Source organism: Streptomyces sp. 8N706, assembly GCF_052245415.1.
Classification (GTDB): domain Bacteria; phylum Actinomycetota; class Actinomycetes; order Streptomycetales; family Streptomycetaceae; genus Streptomyces.
In genome coordinates this window covers 32097-52981 of record NZ_JBQQBW010000035.1, presented here as the reverse complement: position 1 = coordinate 52981, position 20885 = coordinate 32097, and the positions used below count along the sequence as shown (strand labels likewise).

Genomic DNA, 20885 nt, shown 5'->3' with positions numbered 1-20885 from the left:
TAGCCGAAACGGGACGCTCCTGACCGCCTTGTCCGTCGCCGGTCGCAGGAGACCGGGGCGGCAGGGTGCCACCGAAAGGGAACCCACATCGTGAGCACATCCACTGCCACCAGCGCCGACGCCTTGGGCACGCCCGTCCCGGTCCTGTCCTTCAGCCCCGTAGTCCTCTCCGTGCCCGGACGTCCCGTGGACCTCCAGGTGCGCGTCTCCGCACCGGCGACCGGAACCAGCCTCCCCCTCATCCTCCTCTCCCACGGCCACGGCCCCTCGAACAACCTTTCCTCGCTCAACGGCTACGCGCCGCTCGCCAACTTCTGGGCTGCGCACGGATTTGCCGTCGTCCAGCCCACCCACCTCACCTCCAGGACACTGAGCCACCTGGTCGCCGACGCCCCCGGCGCACCTGACTTCTGGCGCTCCCGCGCCGAGGACATGAGCCACATCCTCGACCGGCTCGACGTGCTTGAGCGCACCGTGCCGCAGCTCGCCGGACGGATCGACCACACCAAGGTCGCACTCGCCGGACACTCGCTCGGCGGCTTCACCGCCGCCCTCCTGCTCGGCGCCGGGCTCACCGACCCCGACACCGGGAACGTGGTGCACCTCCTCGAACCCCGAATCAAGGCGGGCGTATTACTCGCCGCGCCCGGCAGGGGCGGCGAAGTCCTCAACGGGCCCATGGCCGAGCAGTGGCCGATCATCGGGGCCGTCGACTTCTCCAGCATGACCACACCCGCGCTGGTCGTCGCCGGCGACAAGGACGACTCCCGGCACTTCACGGACATGGGACCGGACTGGCACACCGACCCCTACACCCTCGCCCCCGGCCCCAAGACCCTGCTCACGCTGTTCGACGCGGAGCACGGACTCGGCGGGATCGCCGGATACGACGCCGCCGAGACCACCGACGAGAACCCCGAGCGAGTCGCCGCCCTCGCCCGGCTCACCGCGGCCTACCTCCACACCCAGCTCCACCCCGGCGCCCCCACCTGGCAGACCACGTGCGAGGCACTGACGACCGGTCCCGACCCGGTAGGACGAGCCGAATCCACGTAAGCCCCCTGCGGCCACGTCCCGCATCGGACGGCCCACGCCGTCGTCGTTCGGCTCGCCGCGTCCGGGTCGCGCAGGGGCCGCAGCCCCTCGCGCGGCACGAGCGCGGTGAAGCCCGGGCCCGGGAGTCGCGAGGAACGGGGCGGCGCTGCAAAGGCCCCGTGCCGGGCGAGGCGGAAGGGGCGCATGGGGTCAGTCAGCGGGCTGGTACTCGACGACGGTGTCTGGGCAGCCGGCCGCCACGGTGTGAAGTGCCTTGGCACCCAGGACCCTCAGCCGTAATCGGCTGCCTCGGCGCTGCCCAGACTCCGGCACTGTTCGAATCGCAGCCGACCGCGGAGACTGCTCAAACCGGTGAACAACTGCTGCTGGTAGGCGTGAACAGAGCCAGCGTGGTCATTGTCGGGTGTTGGAGGTGCCGGTCGAATGCGTGCAGCAGGGTGGCGATGGCGGCGGGTTCGGTGCCGGTGGTCTCCGCCGTCTTGGTGGTGCTGAGGCCGATGCCGTGGTGGAGGAGGACGGCGTCGGCCTGAGCGGTGGGTAGGAGCGTGCCGTACGCCGCGCGGATCGCGAGGTCGGGCGGCCGCCCTGGGGCACGTCATCCGCCCGCGGCGTCCTCGGCTTCCCAGCGCAGCAGGTCGCCCGGCTGGCACCTGAGCACCTCGCAGAGCGCGGCGAGCGTCGCAAAGCGCACCGCCTTGGCGCGGCCGTTCTTGAGTACCGCCAGGTTGGCGGGCGTGATCCCTACGCGGTCCGCGAGCTCGCCCACGGACATCTTCCGCCTGGCCAGCATCACGTCGATGTCGACGGCGATCGGCATCAGATCACCTCGTTCAACTCGGCCTGCATATGCGCCGCTTCGACGTCACGCGCGACAGCCTGGGCGAGCAGCATCCGCAGCACGAGCACGATGAGCGCGACCCCCAGGATGGCCACGCCAACCCCGCCCATGATGACGGTGACCCCCGGGTCGTCCCGCTGGCCCGGCGCATTGATGGCCGTGACCGCGAACCACACGAGGGCAGCCGCCACGATCGCGCCGATCACGACGTCCACGTACCGGAAGGCGGCGTGGGAGAACACGGTTCCGCGTCGCACCATCGTCACCAGCCGCCATACGCAGACCAGGGCGACCTGGACCGACACCATGCCCAGGATCGTGATCACGCGCAGCGGTGTCAGCGGGAGCGACCCGTCCTCCGGGTCGGTGGCCAACGCCCACACCATCAATGCCTGCACGAACACGGTGCCGGCGAGCACCACCCCGAGCACGGCGCGCAGTGCACCCACTGTCAGCTTTCCCATGGCTCATCCTTCCATCGAGTCGCGATGGAAATCTATCGAATGTCGATAAGTGGAGCAAGGGCTGGTGCGGAGGGTGGGCGGCGGTTGCGCATCGTGGCGGGACGCCGCCGCCTCCCATGGCATGGCGGTTGCGCGAACCGTCTTGATCTTGTCGAAGTGGGCCTCGCTTGAGCGCAAATCGGACGCAACCCGACTCCGCCGAAGCCCTGTCAAGGAGGGGAGCTGCAGCGCAACGGCTGCTGCCGCCGCAGTTGGAGCTGGCAGGCCACGCACGGACATTGGACCGGTGAGCGGGAGTACCCGGAGTGTGTGGTGAGGGGTCAATTCCATCTGTGTGCCGGGTGAATCAAAAGAACCTCTTATTCAGCATTTCAGGACAAGCTGACTATTCGCCATGGTCGCCACCCTTCGCTTCTCCGTAACCGGCAGTAAGGCAGGCGCCCGTGGCCTAAGAATGTTCGGCGGCACCGGGCAGCGTTGCCCGTTCCGGCCCGCACCCAAGCGTGGGGCGGCGGGGCTCGGTCCGGTGGCCCGGGTCGCGACAGGGACGCGGCCTGCTTGCCCGACCGGGAGCGCACCGCGCTCTCCCGGCCCCACTGTGAAGGAGTCGGCGCACCTCACATGCGCCCTGAACTGCCATGTTGACTCACCTCATGAGCGATGCCTGGCCCGAATACGTCGCTGGTGTGCTGGTGCTGGCCACCGGCGCCATGGCCACGCCGTGGTCAAGGCCTGGCGCCGGCGTAAGCCTCCGCGCCAGGACCGAAACGCCGCTGCCGACAGCAGCGAATAACCCACCCTCCCCAAGACACCGGAGAAGAGGAGAAGCCCGATTGTGACCCCGGCCTTGGCGGCGGGGCTCCCTCCCTTCCCGACCAGGCCGATGTGGCGGGGGCAGGGAACCGGAACAGCAGGATGAGGCGACCGAGACGATCTTGGAAACGTCTGCGTCCTCGAGCGATGAGGTCGCTTCAACGGGGCCGGGGGCTGACTCCGGCGATTCGGCGTCAGAGGGGCAGCAGCTGGAGACGACTTCTCTGGCCGAGGAGTCAGGGGAGGAACCGGTGACCACGGCTGACCGGGGCGATGAAGAGGGTGAAGAGATGAGCGTGCACCTTGAGAGGCTCGCCGCGCTGAAGACGAAGGCCGCGGCGGTCCGGTACGCCATCGAAGTGCTCGACAGTACGCACACCCCGATGCTCATCGACTGGCTCGCTGGTCACGGCTGCAAGGTCAACCGCGGTCAGGCCCACAAGATCGCGGAGGCGGAGGCAGAGCGCCGCCGGACGCAACGCCTCGCCGTATTGAAGAGCATCTCCTAGACACCGTTGGCGGCCAGATGGATACCCATGGCAGGTGCAGTAACGCCCCGGCCTCTGCGTACTCCAAGGGCAGCGCGGTGCTCCTTGACGCGAGTCCGCGACGCTGCCCAGGCTTTGCATCCCATTCCGGGCCCCGCACACCGCGTCACCGTCGGCGGTGCAGCATCCCGTCGAAGATCCCAGCGCTGCGCAGACGATGGGGTGCAGCAGCGGCCCGGCTTGGTCACGTGCTCAATGGCTAGCCGTACGGAGGGGGTGGAGTGCGCATGGATGCCGCACAGCGCACATGCAGCGCCGCACGGGAAGCCAGCAGATCAGCGGGTGCAGCATGGTGCAGCGCAAGGGTGCTGCACCGTCGGGGGAAGCGGCACACTGAGCAGCAGTCGGCCCGCCTCGAGGCGTATGTGCCGGAAGTGCAGCACGAGGGGAGGCCCGCCGTGCTGCAGTTCCGGCACGGCGTTGCACGATCGGTCCGGGGGGCCTGGAGGTCGACAGCACAAGCTTGGACGCCTCCCCGCACCGGCATGTCTGTCCCCCTTTCAGGCCCTGCATGGGTACCCGGCGCCGGGCGACTTCGTCGCCTCTTCCCATCAGCAGGCCGCGCGGCATGTGGCCCGGAGCTGTCTCTGACCCCGGCCCGCAAGGCAGCCGGTCGACGGCGTTGCCTGATCGGTCTCCTCCGGTGGCAGGCTCTTCTCCAAGGCGAGGTTCCTGAACACCGTCGAGCGATGAAGCGCCGAAGGTCCGGGTTCCGCGGTCCGGTGCTCCAGGCCTTCAGGCGCTGGGTTTGCGACGGCACCGCCAGACTGCTGTTGTCTTCCACCTAAATGGAGGAGCGCTCCTCGTCCTGCCTGGGCCGCTGCTGGTGGGGGCGGCTTAACGTGGCAGTGTGCGTGAAAAGCTGATCCAAGCAGCAGAAGCGGGCTCCATCCTTGATCTGACCCGCACGCAGGGCCCATCCGACTACGCAAACGCCTCAGGCCAGTGTCGGCGACTCACATCCGCGACCTTCTGCTGGGGCGCATCGGGGCGCCACTCGATCCTCGGGGGATCCGTCTGGTTGGTGCGCGCATCACTGGTCACCTCGACCTGACCGACGTGCGCAGCACCGTCCCACTCCAGCTGGAGAATTGCCTATTCGACGAACGAGTTGACCTGGACCGCGCCCAGCTGTCCTCCCTGTCGCTCCGCGGGTCCGTGCTGCCCGCCCTGCACGCTGACCGCCTGCACCTCAGCCACTCCCTCGACTTGGCCGATCTCACGGCCACCGGCCACGACGAGAACGGCGCGGTGCGGCTGCTGGGCTCACACATCACCGGCGGTCTCGATTTGACCGGCGCCACGCTGACCAACGAAACCGGCCCCGCCTTTGCCGCCGACGGTCTGCAGGTCGGCAGCAACACCTGGATGACCGACCTGAGGGCCACCGGCTACGGGGACAACGGCGCGGTACGGCTGCCGGACGCGCACATCACCGGGCAGCTCGAACTGCGCGGAGCCTCGCTGGCCAATGAAACCGGCTCCGCCTTGGTCGCCGACGGTCTGCAGGTCAGCGGCAGTGCCTCGCTGGCCGACCTGAGGGCCAGCGGCTCCGGGGACGACGGCGCGGTACGGCTGATGGGCGCGCACATCACCGGCCAGCTCCTCTTGGACGGCGACGCCACGCTGATCAATGAAACCGGCCCCGCCCTGGTCGCCGACCGTATGTACGTCGGCAGCAGCGCTTCGCTGGCCGACTTGAGGGCCACCGGCTCCGGGGACAAGGGCGCGGTACGGCTGCCGGAAGCGCACATCGCCGGCCAGCTGAACTTCATGGGAGCCTCGCTGGCCAATGAAACCGGCGCCGCCCTGTACGCCGACCGTATGTACGTCGGCAGCGAAACCTTGCTGATCGACCTGACGGCCAGCGGCGACGACGAGGACGGTGTCGTGCGGCTGCGCGCGCACATCACCAGTGGGTTGTCGGTGAGTGGTTCTATGGCCAATGGTGATCCGGGGCGTCTAATCCTTGATCTGTGTGATAGCAAGGTGGACGGCCAGCTCTTCTTGTGGGACGAGACGTTTTGGCATGAGGTGTTCGCCCTGTCGGAGACTGACAGGCCGCGGTTGCTGATCGACGGGTTTATCTACAGCGCATACCCTCAATGGCTTGAGTCTGAGACGTGGCTGCAGGTGCTGCAGAAGTGCATGCCCCGTTACACTCCTCAGCCGTACCGGCAGATGGCAGAGGTCAGCAGGGGATCGGGGGACGAAGAGCGGGCCAAGACGGTGCTCATCGCCCAGCAGAAGGCCTTCGGCGCAACTCTCGGCCACGTAGCTCATTGGCGGGGAGCCAAGGCGTGGCATTGGATTGCTGGCGCGACGGTTCGCTACGGCTATCGTCCCGGTCGCGCCCTGTGGTTCCTCCTCGCGGTGCTGGGGCTCTCCTGCATCGTCATGCTTTTCGCGGACCTCTTCGGGCTGGTGGCCCATCCGAAGGCTCGGGGCGGGGGCCGTTGCGGTGTGGTGGAGACCATCGGGAGTGCTTTCGATCGCACTGTTCCTCTGCTTGGATCAGCCGCGGTCGGCCGCTGCGAACTGACCAACACCCTCCCAGCGCAGTGGATCTTCGTGGTGAGTCTGATCCTGCAGGCCTTCAGTTGGGCATTCATCACGCTGTTCGTTGTGGGCTTCACCGGCATCGTCCGCAAACCCGGCGCCTGAGAGCCTGGAACCCCGGGCGGAAACCGGCGCTTCGCCGCGTCACCGCTCGACGGTGCTCAAGAACCTCGCCTTGGGAGAAGAGCCTGCCACCGAAGAAGACCGATCAGGCAACGCCGTCGACCGGCTGCCTTGCGGGCCGGGGTCAGAGATAAGGGACCTCGGGCCGAAGTCGAGGAACTGCGGCACATCCGGCAGGAGGCAACGAACGTGGGCCCAAGGTGGGCGGGCCGACCTCGCCGGATCGCCCACCGTCACCACGCGAAGTACCCCTTCAACGTCGTCTTCGTGCCGCAGAAGCCGAAGCCGAAGCCGGAACCCCCGGAGAAGGCCGACTTCTTCAGCGACGAGGTGCAGAACGCGATTGCCAAGTGCGCACCAGGGCAAATCGTGCTCGGGATGGATGAACGGAATAGGCCTGTTATTAAGGAAATGACTGGTGAAACCGCGATGTGGGCCTTGTCGGTGGGCTCCGGCCGTGGTAAGTCCTCTTTCCTGTAGATGGTTATTACGCAACTCGTGAGGCAGCGGGCAACCGTGGTCGGCATCGACGTGAAGATGGCGAGTATCAACTGCTTCGAAGGGTTGAGGGCGCTCACCTCCACACCGACCCCGGCAACATCGGAGACATGCGGTCCGCGATTTCGTGGACGGCCAGGGAAGTTGAGGCCCGGAACTACGTCAAGAAGCAGGACCCGAGGAAGGACTTCGACCGGCTGACCCTCATCCTGGAGGAGGGCAATGAGTTCGGCGACGCGTCGAAGGAATGGTGGAACGAGAGCAAGGAGAAGGGCGACCCGGCCAGCGACCCGATCTGGGGTGACATCGCCTCCATCATGCGTATGGGCCGCCACGTCAATGTGACGATCATCGGCGTGTTCCAGGACCTGCGGGAAGCGGCTGTCGGCAGTCGTGGACTTCGCAACATGTTCCGCCTCATCCTCATGGGCAATTCAACGCCAACCAGTGGAAGATGATCGTCAAGCCCGGTGCCCGAGTCCGTCGACAAGGCCGGCCGCATGATGATCATCGAGGGTAACCGGCGCGTGTGGATGCAGGTGCCGTACGCGGAGCCGGAGGACTTCCGCGAGCACAGCCTCGAGCTGCGTGCCGAGCGTGGCTACAGCACCAAGGACCTGTACGGCACGCCGCCAGCGCGCAGCCCTCAGCGGCTGCCGTCTCTGCTCCAGGTCTCACGTCCCCTCCTCACGAAGCCGGAGAGCCCGGAGAACGGGGCCGTGGAGAGCACTTCCCCAGGTCAGGATGCTCACACTGAGGAAGGTGACAGCCCGCGTGAAGGGGAAGGTGAAACCGTCAGCTGCTGAAGGGCGACGGCGCTGCGGAGTTGGAAGCCGGGCCCGCCGAGCAGAGCGGAGCCGAGCCGGAGGAGAGGGAGGAGCGGTTGCCGCTGGCGGAGATATCCCGGCGCCTGGCCGCCGAGGGCATTGAGGTCAGCGCGGACCTCATGCGTCAGCACAGGCGTCGTCGCGCCGACTTCCCCGCCGGCAAAGTCCTGGACGGCAGAGAGCTGTTCACGGTGGAGGAGATCGCTGGGTACTACCGGCCCGACAACGCTGACGGCGCGTCCTGACAGAACACCGACCGCTGTGGCCACGGGATGACCCGTGGCCACCTTCTTGTGTCTGCTGCCCTGTCTCACTCTTCGTGCTTGTTGGCCAGAAGCCTTGTGGATATCCCAGGCGGGGGCCCCTGGCCGTTCACGTAAGGCGTTCCGGCGGGAGTCGGGGGCGACGGTGGCGCCGGTGGACAAGCGGCTCGAGCACGCGGTCGAGCTCCTGGACCTGTCGGTGCCTGTCAGCGGTTCGTCACCTGCGCTGCCCGGGTGGTGCCGCATTTGCGTGACCGGCAGTTGGCCGACGACGAGCCGGTCCGAACTCATGGACCGAGGTGCACGAATGAGGCCCAGAGACTTGGGCGTTGAGGGTATTGCTCACTCATTGCCCGCGTCGCCTTATATAGGGCGACTGCCGCCATCGTCGGGTCAAGACCGGGCAGCTCTTCGTAGACCTGGCCGCAGAGCGACTGCGCCACTCCGTCTTCGACCGGCCAGAGCGTGCCGATGACCTGCGGAAAGCCAGCGTGCTGGAAGGCCGCAGCCAGATGGAGGGCCTCGTCGGCCAGCCTGCGGGCCCCGAGTGAGGTTGTACAGGCAGACAGGTATGCCAGCCTAGGCACTGTCCGGCGGATCATGTGGCCGTGATGGCACCAAGTTAGTTCTCGCGGGCCGGACTGCGCCCGGTTGCGAGGCGTTTCTGCCCCTTGGGCATGGGCAGGACCGCCAGTGCGGTGTCTGCAATGTTCCGCAGCGTCTCCGAGTCCAGGCCGGCCTTGCCTACCGCCTCGATACCGCGGACCACCGTCAGCAGCAGTGCCGCCAACCGCTCCGGATCCGCAGCGCTATCGATGTCGCCGTGGCGCTGGGCGGCACTGATCTCCGTCCGCAGCAGGGTCAGCAGTGCCGTCATGGTCTCGGCCGACCGTCCGGCGACCGTCGGATCGTGCTGGGCCAGTTCCGCCACGCCCTTGGCCAACAGGCACCCGCGGCGCTCGGTGTCGGAGGCGGTGTTCTCCGCCATTAGGTGCACGTATCCCGACAGCCGGGCCATGGCCTCTGCGTCCGGGCCACCTGCCAGCCGCCCTTCGGCCACCTCAACGACTGCGGTGCACCAGTCGCCGAACACACGGTGGAACAGCTTGCCCTTGTCGCCGAATGCGCCGTACAGGCTGCCCTTGCCCAGGCCGGTCGCCTGGGCGATGTCGTCCATCCGGGTTCCTGCATAGCCGGTCGCCCAGAACTGTTCCCGGGCCCGCTCCAGGACTTGGCGTTCGTCGAATGCGCGTGGTCTCGGCATGGTCTCAGCCTATCCATTCTTGACTCGATCGTCCATTACTGACTACGTTATGGACGATCCATTCCACAACTGAAGGGGTTCGACATGCCAGGCGTGCTGCAGGAGAAGGTGGCCGTGATCACCGGAGGGACCAGCGGGATCGGGCTGGCCATCGCCCACCGCTTCGTCCGGGAAGGCGCACGGGTCTTCGTGACCGGCCGGGACATCGACCGCCTCGAAGCGGCAGTCAAGGAGATGGGCCCTGCGGCCACCGGCGTACGATCCGACGTCTCGGTCCTGGCCGACCTGGACGCGCTTTACGCGCGAGTCCGCGAGGAGGCCGGACGCATCGATGTGCTGGTGGCCAACGCGGGAATCGTCGCGGACGCCGCGCTCGGCGCCCACACCGAGGCGAACGTCGACCTGACGCTCGCCGTCAACGTCAAGGGCCCACTATTCACCGTTCAGAAGGCGCTTCCGCTGCTGGCGGAGAACGCCTCCATCCTGGTCGTCGGCTCGAGTAACAGCGTGCGGCCCAATGAGCAACTCGAGGTCTACAGCGCCTCGAAGGCGGCGGTGAGCAACCTCGTGCACAACTGGGCCCGGCAGTCACGGGAGCGCCGATTCCGGGTCAACGTGCTCAGCCCGGGACCCACGCGGACCCCTGGCCTGCTGGGCGCCGCGGGGCCGGACGTCGACCAGTTCGCCGAGGCCGTCGTGCCACTGGGGCGGCTGGCCGACGCCGAGGAAATCGCCGAGGCCGCCCTCTTCCTGGCTTCGGACGCCTCGTCGTTCGTCACCGGCGCCGAACTCCTCGCCGACGGCGGCTACACCCGGGCCTGAACGACGGCCGGTGGTGCGCATCCGGTTCCCTCGAAGCGATGGGGCGCACTCCCGGCCGCGCGTGTGCGTCGTATGAGGCCCGGTGCGCTCGAAGCAACGAGATCGTGGCCGCGGCCTCTTTGGATGACGTCGGCCGCCACCCCGACTGCCGCTCCGGCAACGCCGACCTCCGCTGGGTGCTCATCCATCTCGTCGAGGAGACCGGACGGCACACGGGACATGCGGCCATCGTGAGGGAGCTGCTTGACGGGGCGAAGGGGTACTACTAGGTCTCTCCCGTGGGTCGCGACCGGAGCCAAAGTCGGATCGAGGCAACGGTGACGGTGCCGTAGAAGACGTAGGCGCGTTTGTCGAACCTCGTCGCCACAGCCCGGAAGCTCTTGAGGGCATTGATCGTCCGCTCCACCTCGTTCCTGCGTTTGTAGATCGTCATGTCGAAGCCAGCGGGCCGACCGCCCCTGCTGCCTTTGTGCTGTCGGTTGGCCCGCTGGTTCTTCCGGTTCGGGGATCGTGTGCTTGATCTGGCGTCGCCGCAGGTAGCGGCGGTTGCGACGGGATGAGTAAGCCTTGTCTCCGCCGAGGTGGCCAGGCGGAGTCCGCGGTCGCCCGCCATCCCGGCGGGCGACACGGACACGCTCCATGACCGGGATGAGCTGCGGAGCGTCGCCTCACTGCCCCGGGGTGATCAGCAAGGCGAGTGGGCGGCGTCCGCCCTCACCGGCAAGGTGGATCTTGCAGGTCTTGTGTCCTGAACATGAAAGGGAGTTGGTAGTAGGACAGCTTCTGGAAATGGTGCTGTGCGAGAGATGAAGGCCTGGCCCTTCGGAGTCGCCCTGCGGGGGGAGGCTCCAAACCGCCTCATGCTGCGTTGGCTGAAGACCGTCGTGGTTAGCGATGAGGAAAAGGCGCCGTAAGAGGCGTCAGGTGGGGACTGGAAAGGCGAACGCAAGTGAATCGCTGCTGACGTGTCGAAAAAGATAAAGGCGGCATCGAAACCGGGGTGTGACCTGAATCCCGGGATGAGCCTGGCGGGTGCCCGTTTATTGGCCAGGTGGTGTCCGGCATGTAGGCGACGCGAGTCCAGTCTGCTGCTTTCGCATGGAACAGGAGAAGGCAGGTCCCGACACGCCCCGCCACGGCGCGGGGGAGAGGGAGTGCCCCAAGCGGCGGACACCGCGAGGGGTCGAGTACCGACGCGGGACCTGCTGGCGGACCGGCTCGTAGTAGTGACGAAGCCTCTGTAATGGGGGGTGGAGCGAAGGGGCCGGGTCGTTCGTGACTGTGTTGATCACATCAACCGGATTATGTCCGGGAGGAATGCGATGGGACAGTTGAAGTCTCAGATCAAACCGTTTGATATCTCGAAGTGGGAAGTCAAGGAGGCGTGGGAGGAAGTCAGGGCAAACAAGGGCGCACCTGGAGTGGATGGGCAGAGCATCGAGAACTTCGAGAAGGACCTGAAGAGCAACCTATACAAGGTCTGGAACCGAATGTCTTCAGGCTCGTACTTACCGCCTCCGGTGCGCGCGGTGGAGATCCCCAAGCCGAATGGCGGCGGCACGAGAATGCTCGGCATTCCCGCTGTCGCCGACCGCGTGGCCCAGACCGTGGTGGCCCGGCATCTGATGCGAAGGGTGGAACCAATTTTCCACCCCGACAGCTATGGATACCGGCCCGGACGGTCCGCCTTGGACGCGGTGGAAAGGTGTCGGGAGCGCTGCTGGAAGCGGGACTGGGTGGTGGAGTTCGACATCACCAAGTTCTTCGACAGCGTGCCCTGGGACCTGCTGGTCAAGGCGGTGGAAGCTCACACCGACGCCGTTTGGGTGAAATTATATGTGCGGCGGTGGCTCCACGCTCCGCTTGCCATGCCCGACGGATCACTGCTGGAACGGGAGTGCGGAACCCCGCAAGGGGCACCGGTTTCTCCCGTGCTGGCGAACCTGTTCCTGCACTATGCGTTCGATACCTGGATGGCGCGGGAATTCCCGAACATCTGGTTCGAGCGGTATGCGGACGACGCGGTCCTCCACTGCGTCACCGAGCGCCAGGCCCGGCAGGTACTGGCCGCGCTCATGGACAGGATGGCCCAGGTCGGACTGCACCTGCACCCGGCCAAGACCCGGATCGTGTACTGCAAGGGTGGCAGACGACGCGGCTCCTTTGAGCACACGACGTTCACCTTCCTCGGCTACACGTTCCGAGCCAGACAGAACCAGGCTCGCTTGTCCCATGTGCCATCCGCTGACCAGCGCCGATGCCGCTCGTACACGGTCTTCCACCGACCGAAACGCGCAGGCAGATCCCGCCACGGTACCCCGGTGCGCTGCCGGAACAGAATCCCGTTGATCACCCTGCGATGGCTCTCCCAACAGCCCCCGCGCTGACCGGACTTCGGTAGATGCGGCTTCAGCCGGGCCCATTCTTCATTTGTGAGATCTCCGCGCCCCATGAGCGCCAACGAACCAAGGCTTGGGGCAGTCACAAGATCCGCCGGACACGGCCTAGGCGTGTCAGGGGCTCGGCGGGTTCTCGGCGCTCGGCTGGCCTCCTGGGCCCGGATTTCTCGGCGCCCGGCGGGTCTCATGTACGGGGCGGCCTTCCAGCGCCCTACCGGTCCCGTGGCCCCTGCGGATACGAGTGCTCGGCAAGCCTCAGGAACTCGGCGCGGTCAGGTACCGCTGGATCGTCGGTGCCAGCCATGCCACGATCTCCGCCCGCGCCAGCCCCACCGCCGGCGGCATCCGCAGCACGTACCGCGTGAGCGCCAGCCCCAGCAGCTGCGACGCCATGAGTGCCGCCCGTGCCGGGACCTGCTCGGGGTCGGGGCACACCTGCCGGGCGACCGGCAGCAGCTGGTCCCGCAGGATGCCCTGCATGCGCTCCGCCCCGGCCTGGTTGGTCACGCCGACCCGCAGCAGGGCGGTGAGGACCTCGTTGTTGTCCCACATGTCGAGGAAGTGCTCGACGAGGATCCGCCCCGCGTCCTGCCGGCGGTCCGCCCCGCTCACGTCCGGCAGCCGCAGGTCGATGGCGACGGCCGCGGCGAAGAGGCCCTCCTTGTTGCGGTAGTACCGCATCACCATCGACGGATCGATGTTCGCGTCCTTGGCGATGGCGCGGATGGTGGCTCGCTCGTAGCCGTCGGTCGCGAAGCGCTCGCGGGCCGCCGCGAGGATCGCGCCGCGAGTGGCGTCGGAGCGGCGGGGGGCGCCGGAGCCGGGAACCGTGGAGGTGCTGTCGCTGCCGTTCATGCCAACAAGCGTAGGCCAACGGGCGTAGGTCAACAAGTGTTCGCCAACAGTTGTTTGCCAACGACTGTTGACGTCCTCCTTGGAGTCTCGCTATCTTCGTCAACGAGCGTTGGCCAACATTTGTTGGCAATAGGCGATGGCAAGCAAGCGTTGGCAACAGGAGGCCACCATGAACGGCACCGCCACCCACCGCACCGTGATCGTCGTCGGCTCCGGCCCCACCGGTCTCCTCCTCGCCGGTGACCTCGCCACAGCCGGCGTCACCGTGACCCTCGTCGAGAAGCGGCCGCGCAAGATCAGCAACCTCTCCCGCGCCTTCGGGGTGCACGCCCGCACCCTGGAGCAACTCGACGCCCGCGGTCTCGCCGACGAACTCCTCACCACCGGCGACACCATCACCGGCCTGCGGCTCTTCCGTCGCCTCTCCTTCGATCTGAGCACGCTGCCCTCGCGTTTCCCGTTCCTGCTCATCACCCCGCAGTACGAGGTCGAGCGGCTCCTGGAGCGGCGGGCCCGGGAGGCTGGGGTCGAGTTCGCGTACGAGAGCGAGGTCGTGGGGCTGCGGCAGGACGACGAGGGGGTCGACCTCGACGTTCGCGGCGCGGACGGGGCGGTCGTCACCCGCCGGGCGGCCTATGTCGTCGGCGCCGACGGTCACCGGAGCGCCGTGCGGGAGGCGATCGGCCTGGACTTCCCCGGTGTCTCCGTCATCAAGTCGCTGATCCTGGCCGATGTCCGGCTGGCCGAGAAGCCCGAGGGCGTCCTCACCGTCAACAGCCGCGGCGACGCCTTCGCGATGATCGCCTCCTTCGGCGACGGCTGGTACCGGGTCATGGGCTGGAACCGCCGCAACGAGGTCTCCGACGACGCCCCGCTCGACCTCGACGAGGTCAAGGAGATCACCCGCCGTGCCCTGGGCGCCGACTACGGCATGCACGACGCCCGCTGGCTCTCCCGTTTCCACAGTGACGAGCGCCAGGCACCGCACTACCGGGTCGGGCGGGTCTTCCTCGCCGGGGACGCCGCGCACATCCACTCCCCGGCCAGCGGGCAGGGCATGAACACCGGCCTCCAGGACGCCGCCAACCTGAGCTGGAAGCTCGCCGCGGTCGTCCAGCGCCGGGCGCCCGAAGGGCTCCTCGACAGCTACGAGGCCGAGCGCTATCCGGTCGGCAGGGCGGTGCTGCGCAGCAGTGGCGGACTGATCCGGCTGGCCCGCGCGCGGAATCCGCTGCTGCGTGCCGCCCGCGCCCTTGTCTGCGCGTTCGTCGACATGGCCCCGCCCGTCCAGCGCAAGGCCCTGGGTCAGATCACCGGGATCGGCTACGCCTACCCCGCCCCCCGCGGCGCCCACCGCCTCACCGGCACCCGCGTCCCCGACGTCGCCCTGAAGGACGGCCGGCTCTACGAGGCGCTGCGCGGCGGCCGGTTCGTGCTGATCACGCCCGGGCCGTACAAAGGCCCCGCTGTCCGTGAGGGGTGGCTGACCGTGGAGCGCTGGGCGGGCGACCGCCGGACGACCGTCCTGGTACGGCCCGACGGATACGTGGCCTGGGCGGCGGAGGGTGCGGACGCGGCGGGGATCGAGGAGGCGGTGGCCCGGTATCTGGGCTAGCCCTCTCGGCTGGATCATCCCGGCGTCGCGGGGTCAGGGCGGTCGAGAGGCGCCGCACCTCACGGCCGGGCTGATCCGAACGACAGGGCCCAGTAGGGCTTGGTCAGGTTGGTTGCGGCAGTGCGTGTCCTTCGGGGCCGGTGTGGCGTTAGGTGGGTGTGACGCCGGACGAGATAGCTGCTCTGCGTGGTGAGTTGGAGGTGTTCGCGGCGGAGGTGTTCGAGCCGTTCGCGCGGAACGATCAGCGTCGGTGGGGGCAGGTCTACCTGCGGGGTCTGCTCACCGACGGACAGCGCAAGTCGGTCGAGCCGGTGGCTGCCCGGCTCGGGGAGGACGGGAACCGTCAGGCCCTCGCGCACTTCGTGACCTCCAGCCCGTGGGATCCGGCGCATGCGGATCCGGCCCGCCGGACGCGAGATCCGGCAGGCGACCGAAGGTCGGGAACTGCCCGCGTGCTGGCTGCTGGCCGAGTGGCCCGCCGGTGAACCCGAGCCCGTCCAGTACTGGCTGTCCGACCTGCCCGCTGACACCCCGCTGACCACACTGGTCCGCCTGGCCAAGCTCCGCTGGCGTATCGAGCACGACTACCGGGAGATGAAGCAGGCCCTGGGCCTGACCAACTTTGAGGGCCGGACCTGGACCGGCTGGCATCACCACGTCACCCTCGTCTCGGTCGCCCACGCCTTCTGCACCCTGCAACGACTGGCCCGAGCCCCCAAAGCAACGGCGCCGGCCTGAGCCTCTACCAAGTCGTCCGCGAGCTGCAGATCCTGCTCGCGACCTGGACCGGCGCCTGCCCTACCTGCCACCAGGACATACCAACACTTACCCCGACCTGACCAAGCCCTACTAGCCGGTGCGGCCGGGCAGGCTCGGCCAGTTCGACCCGATCGGCAGCGCGTAGCCGTCGTCGACCCGGTCGGCGGCAATGTCGTACCGCATGTACTGAGAGCCCTTGAAGAAGTACGCCTTGCCGTTGTTCCACACGATCCCGGCGTCGACCCCATCGCCCCACAGGCCGGGCCAGTGCGGGTTGATCGGCAGCGGATATCCGGGGTCCACCCGGTCGGCTGCGATGTCGTACCGCATGTACTGGCTGCCACGGAAGAAGTACGCCTTGCCGTTGGGCCACAGGACGGCCGCATCGATCCGGTCGCCCCACAGGCCGGGCCAGTTGCCAGCGATGGGTTTGGGGTAGCCGGGGTCCACCCGGTTGGCCGCGATATCCCAGCGCATGTACTGGCTGCCGCGGAAGAAGTACACCTTCCCGTTGGGCCACGGGATACCCGAGTTGACGGTGTCCCACAGTCCCGGCCAGTGCTCGGCGATGGTCAGTGGGTAGTCGGGGTTGACGACCCGGTCCTGCGCGATGTCGTAGGCCCTGTAGTGGGTTCCGCGCATGAAGTAGGCGTTGCCGTTGTTGTACATGATCGCCGCGTCGATGCCGCCGTCGCCCCACAGGCCGGGCCAGTTCTCCCCGATCGCCCGTGGATAGGCGGGGGCGACCCGGTCCGCCGCGACGTCGTAGCCGACGTACTGCCAGCCGCGCATCAGGTACGCCTTGCCGTCGTTCCACATCACGGCGCCCTGGATCCCGTCGCCCCACAGGCCGGGCCAGTGCGGCGCGATGGGCAGCGGGTAGCCCGCGTCGACCTTGTCGGTCGCGATGTCGTACCGCATGTACTGGGCGTCGCGGAAGAAGTACGCCTTTCCGTTGTTCCAGACGATCGCCGCGTCGATCCGGTCGCCCCACAGGCCGGGCCAGTGCGGCGCGATGGGCAGCGGGTAGCCCGCGTCGACCTTGTCGGTCGCGATGTCGTACCGCATGTACTGGGCGTCGCGGAAGAAGTACGCCTTTCCGTTGGGCCACACCACACCAGCGTCGACCCGGTCGCCCCAGAGGCCCGGCCAATGCGGGTTGATGGGCAGCGGGTACCCGGGGTCGACCCGCCGGGTGCCGGGGTCGATGCGGTAGTACTCGCCGCCCGCGAACACGTACACCTTGCCGTTGGGCCAGAATACGGGCGCGGTCAGCATGCGGAGGCTGAGCGTTTCGACGAAGGAGCTGTAGTTATCGGCGTTCTTCGCCGCCTTGTCCGGGTTGCTGATCGCGAGGTCCCGCGAAGCCGGAAGGCCGTAGACGATGTCGTCGGTGTCGACGTTCGTAGCCGCATGGCTCCACTCGTGGACGATGGTGCCGAACCGCGAATCGGTGCCCGTCGCCGGGAGCGTGTAAAAGGACGGACAGATGAAGACGGTGTCCGATCCGAGGTGAGTGTAAGCGGTGGTGTTGGCCCCGCAGCGCGGCGGGCTCAGATCGTAGGTGATCCCCCTGTTCATCCAGGCGCGTGTACCGGACATGCGGTCCCGCACGGTCTTGTAGCGGGAGACGCTGTCCGCCCCGAACCACTCCGTATACAGGGTGTTGTCCGTCCGACCGCTCCAGCTCGCCAGCTCGGCGATGGCCGCGTCCAGCCAGGCGCGCGCGTTGTCGTTCGCGGCGAAGACCTCGGCGAACCCCGGGGGAAGGGGGATGTCCCGCAGCAGGGCCGACGGCCGTTCCGTATCCGGGGCAATCGTGAGCAGCCGCGTGCCGTCCTTCGGCTGCTCGCTGCGCGCCCGCTCGCCCGCCGTGGGCCGTGCGCTGCCGTCCGGGAGGAGTTCGAACCGTGTGCTGACCGGGCCGAGGGTGAAACCCTGGTGTTCCTGCCGTGGGCGGGCGGTGAGGGCCTCCGTCCCGACGACGGGGATGGCGTCGGCGAACCGCACCAGCAGGGTGACGTCGTACGCGCCGGGCTCGTCCAGCGCATACGACTCCGAGATGTCGAGCTCTTCGGAGATGGTCTCGCCGACCCGGATGGTGCGGTAGGAGGCCGGATCGGGGTCCGTGCGGCCGACGAGCCGCCCGTCGTAGGGAACGGCGCGGCTCGCGTGGTGTACCTCCAAGAAGTTGAAGACTTCACCTTCGAGCGGGGTGTTCCAGACGAGCAGCCTGTAGTCCCTGTCGCCCACGTTCTCCAGCTCGAAGGTGAGGGACACCGGTTCGCCCCGGCTGTACGTCGGGGCTCCGCGGATCGCCAAACGGAAGTCGTCGCGCATCGGCTCAACTCCTCACGGGAGGGGGGAGCGAGGGCAGGCCCTGACCGGGAGACGGCCATTCAGGATCCACGGGCCTGTGCCTCCAGCGTCGCCCACTCCCGGCCGCCCCGCATCCCAGGGCCGCGGCGCATTGGATGTTGCGCCCCTAGCTAGGGACGACGTCATCATCGCCGGCCTCGCCCATCACGCCCGTCAGGAACAGCGGCGCAACGATCCCCCCCCGAGCCAGTGGAGCCTGCCTACAACCCCAACTTTTTGTCCGTTTTGTTTGGCCGGGCCATGCCATGACCACCACTGTGACGCAGGCCGTTGCGCGCTTCGTTCCGCCGCAGCCCAAGGGCAGTACCGCCTGCGGCTGCCTGATGGACCGCAGCGGACTCTGCGATCCAGGGCAGGCCTGTTAGTTCGGAGAAGACACCGACCCGGCCGCCGCGGCCGCGTCGCCTACGGCCTGTCCCAGCGCGCCCTGATCGCCGTCTCCAGCCGCAGCGGCGACGTCGCGGACATCCTCACCCGGTTCTGCGACGACATCGGCATCGACCTCGACCACGGCCTGGCGGCCCGCCGCTACGCCCCGCTACGGCCGTGTCGATCTTTTGTGCATCGATGAGCTGGGCTACATGGAGCTGGACCGCAGGGGCGCTGAGCTGCTGTTCCAGGTTTCTGACGGAGCGTGAGGAGAAGAACAGCGTCGCCATCGCCTCGAACGAGAGTTTTAGCGGTTGGACCAAGACCTTCACCGATCCCCGGCTCTGCGCGGCCATCGTCGACCGGCTCACCTTCGGCGGCAACCTGATCCAGACCGGCACCGACTCCTACCGCCTCGCCATCACCCAAGCCCGGGCTGCGGCACAGGACGCCGCCAGCTGACGACACACCGGCAGGACGCGGCAAAATCCCGATGCATCCCAGTGGGCCGACGCAGCAGACTCAGCGGCATGACCACGAAGATCACCCGCATCAACCCCGGCCAGCTCCACGAACCCCCCGGCTACCACCACATCACCGTCGTGGAATCCGGCCGAACGGCTTTCCTGGCCGGCCAGTGCCCACTCGACCACACCGGCGCCCTGGTCGGCCCCGGTGACCTAGACGCGCAGATCGACCAGGTCGCATCCAATGCCCTCACCGCTCTGACCGCGGTCGGTGCCCAACCGCAGCACGTCGTCCGCTCGGTGATCTACGTGCTCAGCGACGACACCGCAGTTCTGTCCGCGGCCTGGAACCGCCTCATCCACTCGCCCATCGGGGCAGCCTTCACCACGGCCAGCACCCTCCTGGGTATCGCCCAACTCGGCTTCACCGGACAGCTCATCGAGGTGGACCTCACAGCAGCACTCCCCGACTAACCACGAACCCGCGACCGTCAAGCCGCAGTGGTGTCAGTTCTCATCAACATTTCGCAGCCCTCTGATCAACAAGTGCTGCCCAAACTCACCTACAAGTGGTGTCCGTTCCCACCTACAAAGCCAGGCGGGGGTGGTTCCGCGTGGCCGCGGGTCTTCGGCGGCGGGGTCGACAGGGCGGGGGCCGGTACCCAGCGGGCGGCGTATGGAGCTCACCGAAGGAGTCTCGCAGGGTGGTGTGCGAGTGGGGCCCGTATGAGGTTCTGCTGGAGAGCAAGGAACGCGAGGACGGATAGGAGACGGCTCGAACCCCGCGGGGAGCAGTACCGCATGGAAGTTTCTGGCGACGTGCGGGCAGGGAAGCGCCCGTGCCGCCTCATCGGTCGCGGAATCCGGCGGCGTACTCCTGATCAGATCCCGTCGATGGGTTTCCTTGCCGAGGCTCTCCGCCGGTCCCCCGGCGGATGTACAAGCTGGACCCTGGCTGGTCCGACCAGTACGCCCGCGCGTACGAGCACTCCGATGGCCAGGGCAGCCGGATGCTGACGTGGTACGCCACCCGACCATCCGCCCAGGTATGACGCATCCGGACGATGGCGTAACGCCACCGGCCCTGGACGTAGACCGCCAGGCCCGGTGCCTGGCCCGGCGGGTAGCAGGTGACCTCGGGCTCGGGGACGCCCATGTCGCTACGCCAGGGCGGGGCCTCCTCGGTCTCCGGAACGTGCTCGCTCACAAGTTCGATGCTAGGCCCGCCCGGGTGCCTCGGCCCGTTCGCTGTCACCGAATGGCACGGCAAGCCAGCGACCAGCCACCAGGCGACCGGCCGCGCCTCTACGCTGCCTCTATGCCTTCGTACGCGACGCACCCGCGGTGCAGGGCGATGGCCGAGGCCCTCACTCCGCTGCTGCGCCGCAGCTGCCCGGAGGGCGCCGGCGGATACGGCGGCTCGTACCAGGTGAACCTCGATGACGAAGAGGCTGTCGCTCTGGGCGGGGTGGGACTAGGGGGCGGCCAACTTGTGCGGGCGGCGACGGTCCGGGACTGCTTGAGCCTGCTGAAGCAGCGTTCAACTACGTTGTGGGACTTGTACCGCTCTGGATCGAAGGCCGCCGGCCGATCCTCGACGCTGTCGGTTGGCGATCTGGTCGGCCGGTTCAGGGATGACCGCTCGGATGCCGCGCCGTCGTAGGCCGGTCCGGATGGCCCGGGAGGGATACGCCTTTTCGGCGTTGACCGTCTGCGACCTTCGACGCGGTCGGCCTGCGGACAGGCGGGGCATTCGCACCGCGTCCAGCACCGTGTCGAACTCGCTCAACTGCGTAGGTGCAGGGGGACCAGCACAGTGCCTGGTTGTAGGTCGGCCTCCGGCGGAGCCGCCACCGGTAGCACCCCGTCCATGACGATGCGTCGGCTCCCCTTCTTCCTAGGGCCACTGCTCCCCTCGGTTCCGGTGGGAGGTTAGCGCCCTGATTCTGTCAGCTGCGGGGCATGTT

19 protein-coding genes and 7 pseudogenes are annotated in these 20885 nt (G+C 67.7%); 15 read left to right on the top strand and 11 right to left on the bottom strand.

The window, feature by feature from the left end:
* Window positions 1-90 precede the first annotated feature (90 nt).
* Complete coding sequence (locus ACTWQE_RS15820; protein ID WP_443329567.1) at window positions 91-1056, top strand: alpha/beta hydrolase family protein; 966 nt, start codon at window positions 91-93, stop codon at window positions 1054-1056.
* 595 nt (window positions 1057-1651) lie between these two features.
* Here the strand turns inward: ACTWQE_RS15820 and ACTWQE_RS15815 are convergent.
* Window positions 1652-1873, bottom strand: a complete 222-nt coding sequence (locus ACTWQE_RS15815; RefSeq protein ID WP_013872065.1) for a helix-turn-helix domain-containing protein — start codon at window positions 1871-1873, stop codon at window positions 1652-1654.
* Entirely contained in the window at window positions 1873-2358 is a 486-nt protein-coding gene (locus ACTWQE_RS15810; RefSeq protein WP_443329566.1) for a DUF2975 domain-containing protein, read from the bottom strand. Before ACTWQE_RS15810 ends, ACTWQE_RS15815 begins: the two co-directional genes overlap by 1 nt.
* Window positions 2359-3461: 1103 nt before the next feature.
* Here ACTWQE_RS15810 and ACTWQE_RS15805 point away from each other — a divergent pair.
* The 6 genes from ACTWQE_RS15805 (at window position 3462) to ACTWQE_RS15780 (ending at window position 7971) form a co-directional block, all read left to right on the top strand.
* A complete protein-coding gene (locus tag ACTWQE_RS15805) occupies window positions 3462-3680 on the top strand; it encodes a hypothetical protein (protein ID WP_443329565.1) in 219 nt (72 codons plus the stop codon).
* Window positions 3681-4664: 984 nt separating this feature from the next.
* Window positions 4665-6383: a hypothetical protein gene (locus ACTWQE_RS15800; RefSeq protein WP_443329564.1), complete on the top strand. Its 1719-nt coding sequence runs from the start codon at window positions 4665-4667 to the stop codon at window positions 6381-6383.
* A 285-nt stretch (window positions 6384-6668) separates the two neighbouring features.
* Window positions 6669-6881 carry a hypothetical protein gene (locus ACTWQE_RS15795; RefSeq protein WP_443329563.1) on the top strand — a complete coding sequence of 71 codons (213 nt, stop codon included), beginning with the start codon at window positions 6669-6671 and terminating at the stop codon, window positions 6879-6881.
* 128 nt (window positions 6882-7009) lie between these two features.
* Window positions 7010-7357, top strand: a complete 348-nt coding sequence (locus ACTWQE_RS15790) for a hypothetical protein (protein WP_443329562.1) — start codon at window positions 7010-7012, stop codon at window positions 7355-7357.
* A gap of 12 nt (window positions 7358-7369) precedes the next feature.
* The gene (locus tag ACTWQE_RS15785) at window positions 7370-7705 is read left to right on the top strand and encodes a hypothetical protein (protein ID WP_443329561.1); all 336 of its coding nucleotides are present in this window, start codon (window positions 7370-7372) and stop codon (window positions 7703-7705) included.
* A 20-nt stretch (window positions 7706-7725) separates the two neighbouring features.
* The gene (locus ACTWQE_RS15780) at window positions 7726-7971 is read left to right on the top strand and encodes a hypothetical protein (protein WP_443329560.1); all 246 of its coding nucleotides are present in this window, start codon (window positions 7726-7728) and stop codon (window positions 7969-7971) included.
* Between the two features lie 305 nt (window positions 7972-8276).
* Here the strand turns inward: ACTWQE_RS15780 and ACTWQE_RS15775 are convergent, their stop codons facing one another.
* Window positions 8277-8591: a CHAT domain-containing protein gene (locus ACTWQE_RS15775; protein WP_443329559.1), complete on the bottom strand. Its 315-nt coding sequence runs from the start codon at window positions 8589-8591 to the stop codon at window positions 8277-8279.
* 20 nt (window positions 8592-8611) lie between these two features.
* Complete coding sequence (locus tag ACTWQE_RS15770) at window positions 8612-9253, bottom strand: TetR/AcrR family transcriptional regulator (RefSeq protein ID WP_443329558.1); 642 nt, start codon at window positions 9251-9253, stop codon at window positions 8612-8614.
* A gap of 84 nt (window positions 9254-9337) precedes the next feature.
* Here ACTWQE_RS15770 and ACTWQE_RS15765 point away from each other — a divergent pair, with 84 nt between their 5' ends.
* Together ACTWQE_RS15765 and ACTWQE_RS15760 are read left to right on the top strand one after the other, a co-directional pair.
* Window positions 9338-10075 carry an SDR family NAD(P)-dependent oxidoreductase gene (locus ACTWQE_RS15765; protein WP_443329557.1) on the top strand — a complete coding sequence of 246 codons (738 nt, stop codon included), beginning with the start codon at window positions 9338-9340 and terminating at the stop codon, window positions 10073-10075.
* Between the two features lie 32 nt (window positions 10076-10107).
* Window positions 10108-10344, top strand: a pseudogene (locus ACTWQE_RS15760) (mycothiol transferase); the annotation flags it as partial.
* Here the strand turns inward: ACTWQE_RS15760 and ACTWQE_RS15755 are convergent.
* A pseudogene (locus ACTWQE_RS15755) lies at window positions 10341-10824 on the bottom strand (IS5 family transposase); the annotation flags it as partial. The pseudogenes ACTWQE_RS15760 and ACTWQE_RS15755 sit on opposite strands and share 4 nt — an antisense overlap.
* 555 nt (window positions 10825-11379) lie before the next feature.
* On the opposite strand from ACTWQE_RS15755, the pseudogene ltrA reads away from it, so the two are divergent.
* Window positions 11380-12252, top strand: a pseudogene (gene ltrA / locus ACTWQE_RS15750) (group II intron reverse transcriptase/maturase); the annotation flags it as partial.
* 47 nt (window positions 12253-12299) lie between these two features.
* Here ltrA and ACTWQE_RS15745 read toward each other — a convergent pair.
* Both ACTWQE_RS15745 and ACTWQE_RS15740 read right to left on the bottom strand, forming a co-directional pair.
* Window positions 12300-12527: pseudogene (locus ACTWQE_RS15745) on the bottom strand (transposase); the annotation flags it as partial.
* Window positions 12528-12729: 202 nt separating this feature from the next.
* The gene (locus tag ACTWQE_RS15740) at window positions 12730-13329 is read right to left on the bottom strand and encodes a TetR/AcrR family transcriptional regulator (protein WP_443329556.1); all 600 of its coding nucleotides are present in this window, start codon (window positions 13327-13329) and stop codon (window positions 12730-12732) included.
* A gap of 169 nt (window positions 13330-13498) precedes the next feature.
* On the opposite strand from ACTWQE_RS15740, the gene ACTWQE_RS15735 reads away from it, so the two are divergent.
* The gene (locus tag ACTWQE_RS15735) at window positions 13499-14944 is read left to right on the top strand and encodes an FAD-dependent monooxygenase (protein WP_443329555.1); all 1446 of its coding nucleotides are present in this window, start codon (window positions 13499-13501) and stop codon (window positions 14942-14944) included.
* A gap of 59 nt (window positions 14945-15003) precedes the next feature.
* Here ACTWQE_RS15735 and ACTWQE_RS15730 read toward each other — a convergent pair whose 3' ends face one another.
* A complete protein-coding gene (locus tag ACTWQE_RS15730) occupies window positions 15004-15303 on the bottom strand; it encodes a hypothetical protein (RefSeq protein ID WP_443329587.1) in 300 nt (99 codons plus the stop codon).
* Between ACTWQE_RS15730 and ACTWQE_RS15725 the strand changes: the two genes are divergently transcribed.
* Together ACTWQE_RS15725 and ACTWQE_RS15720 are read left to right on the top strand one after the other, a co-directional pair.
* On the top strand, window positions 15211-15429 hold the full coding sequence (locus ACTWQE_RS15725) for a transposase (RefSeq protein ID WP_443329583.1): 219 nt from the start codon (window positions 15211-15213) through the stop codon (window positions 15427-15429). The two genes, ACTWQE_RS15730 and ACTWQE_RS15725, sit on opposite strands and share 93 nt — an antisense overlap.
* Window positions 15335-15682: pseudogene (locus tag ACTWQE_RS15720) on the top strand (transposase); the annotation flags it as partial. The gene ACTWQE_RS15725 and the pseudogene ACTWQE_RS15720, both read left to right, overlap by 95 nt.
* Window positions 15683-15793: 111 nt before the next feature.
* On the opposite strand, the gene ACTWQE_RS15715 reads toward ACTWQE_RS15720, so the two are convergent.
* A complete protein-coding gene (locus ACTWQE_RS15715; RefSeq protein WP_443329554.1) occupies window positions 15794-18043 on the bottom strand; it encodes a hemopexin repeat-containing protein in 2250 nt (749 codons plus the stop codon).
* 575 nt (window positions 18044-18618) lie between these two features.
* Between ACTWQE_RS15715 and ACTWQE_RS15710 the strand changes: the two are divergent.
* Window positions 18619-18913, top strand: a pseudogene (locus ACTWQE_RS15710) (ATP-binding protein); the annotation flags it as partial.
* Between the two features lie 68 nt (window positions 18914-18981).
* The gene (locus tag ACTWQE_RS15705) at window positions 18982-19392 is read left to right on the top strand and encodes a RidA family protein (protein WP_443329553.1); all 411 of its coding nucleotides are present in this window, start codon (window positions 18982-18984) and stop codon (window positions 19390-19392) included.
* A 373-nt stretch (window positions 19393-19765) separates the two neighbouring features.
* Here the strand turns inward: ACTWQE_RS15705 and ACTWQE_RS15700 are convergent, their stop codons facing one another.
* A complete protein-coding gene (locus ACTWQE_RS15700; protein ID WP_443329552.1) occupies window positions 19766-20125 on the bottom strand; it encodes a hypothetical protein in 360 nt (119 codons plus the stop codon).
* Window positions 20126-20412: 287 nt separating this feature from the next.
* Window positions 20413-20815, bottom strand: a pseudogene (locus ACTWQE_RS15695) (IS5/IS1182 family transposase); the annotation flags it as partial.
* Window positions 20816-20885: the final 70 nt, after the last annotated feature.

Bases quoted from the DNA above. Each gene is read 5' to 3' on its own strand.
- ACTWQE_RS15815 (WP_013872065.1), bottom strand. From the start codon at position 1,873: ATGCCGATCGCCGTCGACATCGACGTGATGCTGGCCAGGCGGAAGATG.
- ACTWQE_RS15810 (WP_443329566.1), bottom strand. From the start codon at position 2,358: ATGGGAAAGCTGACAGTGGGTGCACTGCGCGCCGTGCTCGGGGTGGTG.
- ACTWQE_RS15805 (WP_443329565.1), top strand. From the start codon at position 3,462: ATGAGCGTGCACCTTGAGAGGCTCGCCGCGCTGAAGACGAAGGCCGCG.
- ACTWQE_RS15790 (WP_443329562.1), top strand. From the start codon at position 7,010: ATGCGGTCCGCGATTTCGTGGACGGCCAGGGAAGTTGAGGCCCGGAAC.
- ACTWQE_RS15775 (WP_443329559.1), bottom strand. From the start codon at position 8,591: ATGATCCGCCGGACAGTGCCTAGGCTGGCATACCTGTCTGCCTGTACA.
- ACTWQE_RS15770 (WP_443329558.1), bottom strand. From the start codon at position 9,253: ATGCCGAGACCACGCGCATTCGACGAACGCCAAGTCCTGGAGCGGGCC.
- ACTWQE_RS15765 (WP_443329557.1), top strand. From the start codon at position 9,338: ATGCCAGGCGTGCTGCAGGAGAAGGTGGCCGTGATCACCGGAGGGACC.
- ACTWQE_RS15740 (WP_443329556.1), bottom strand. From the start codon at position 13,329: ATGAACGGCAGCGACAGCACCTCCACGGTTCCCGGCTCCGGCGCCCCC.
- ACTWQE_RS15735 (WP_443329555.1), top strand. From the start codon at position 13,499: ATGAACGGCACCGCCACCCACCGCACCGTGATCGTCGTCGGCTCCGGC.
- ACTWQE_RS15715 (WP_443329554.1), bottom strand. From the start codon at position 18,043: ATGCGCGACGACTTCCGTTTGGCGATCCGCGGAGCCCCGACGTACAGC.
- ACTWQE_RS15705 (WP_443329553.1), top strand. From the start codon at position 18,982: ATGACCACGAAGATCACCCGCATCAACCCCGGCCAGCTCCACGAACCC.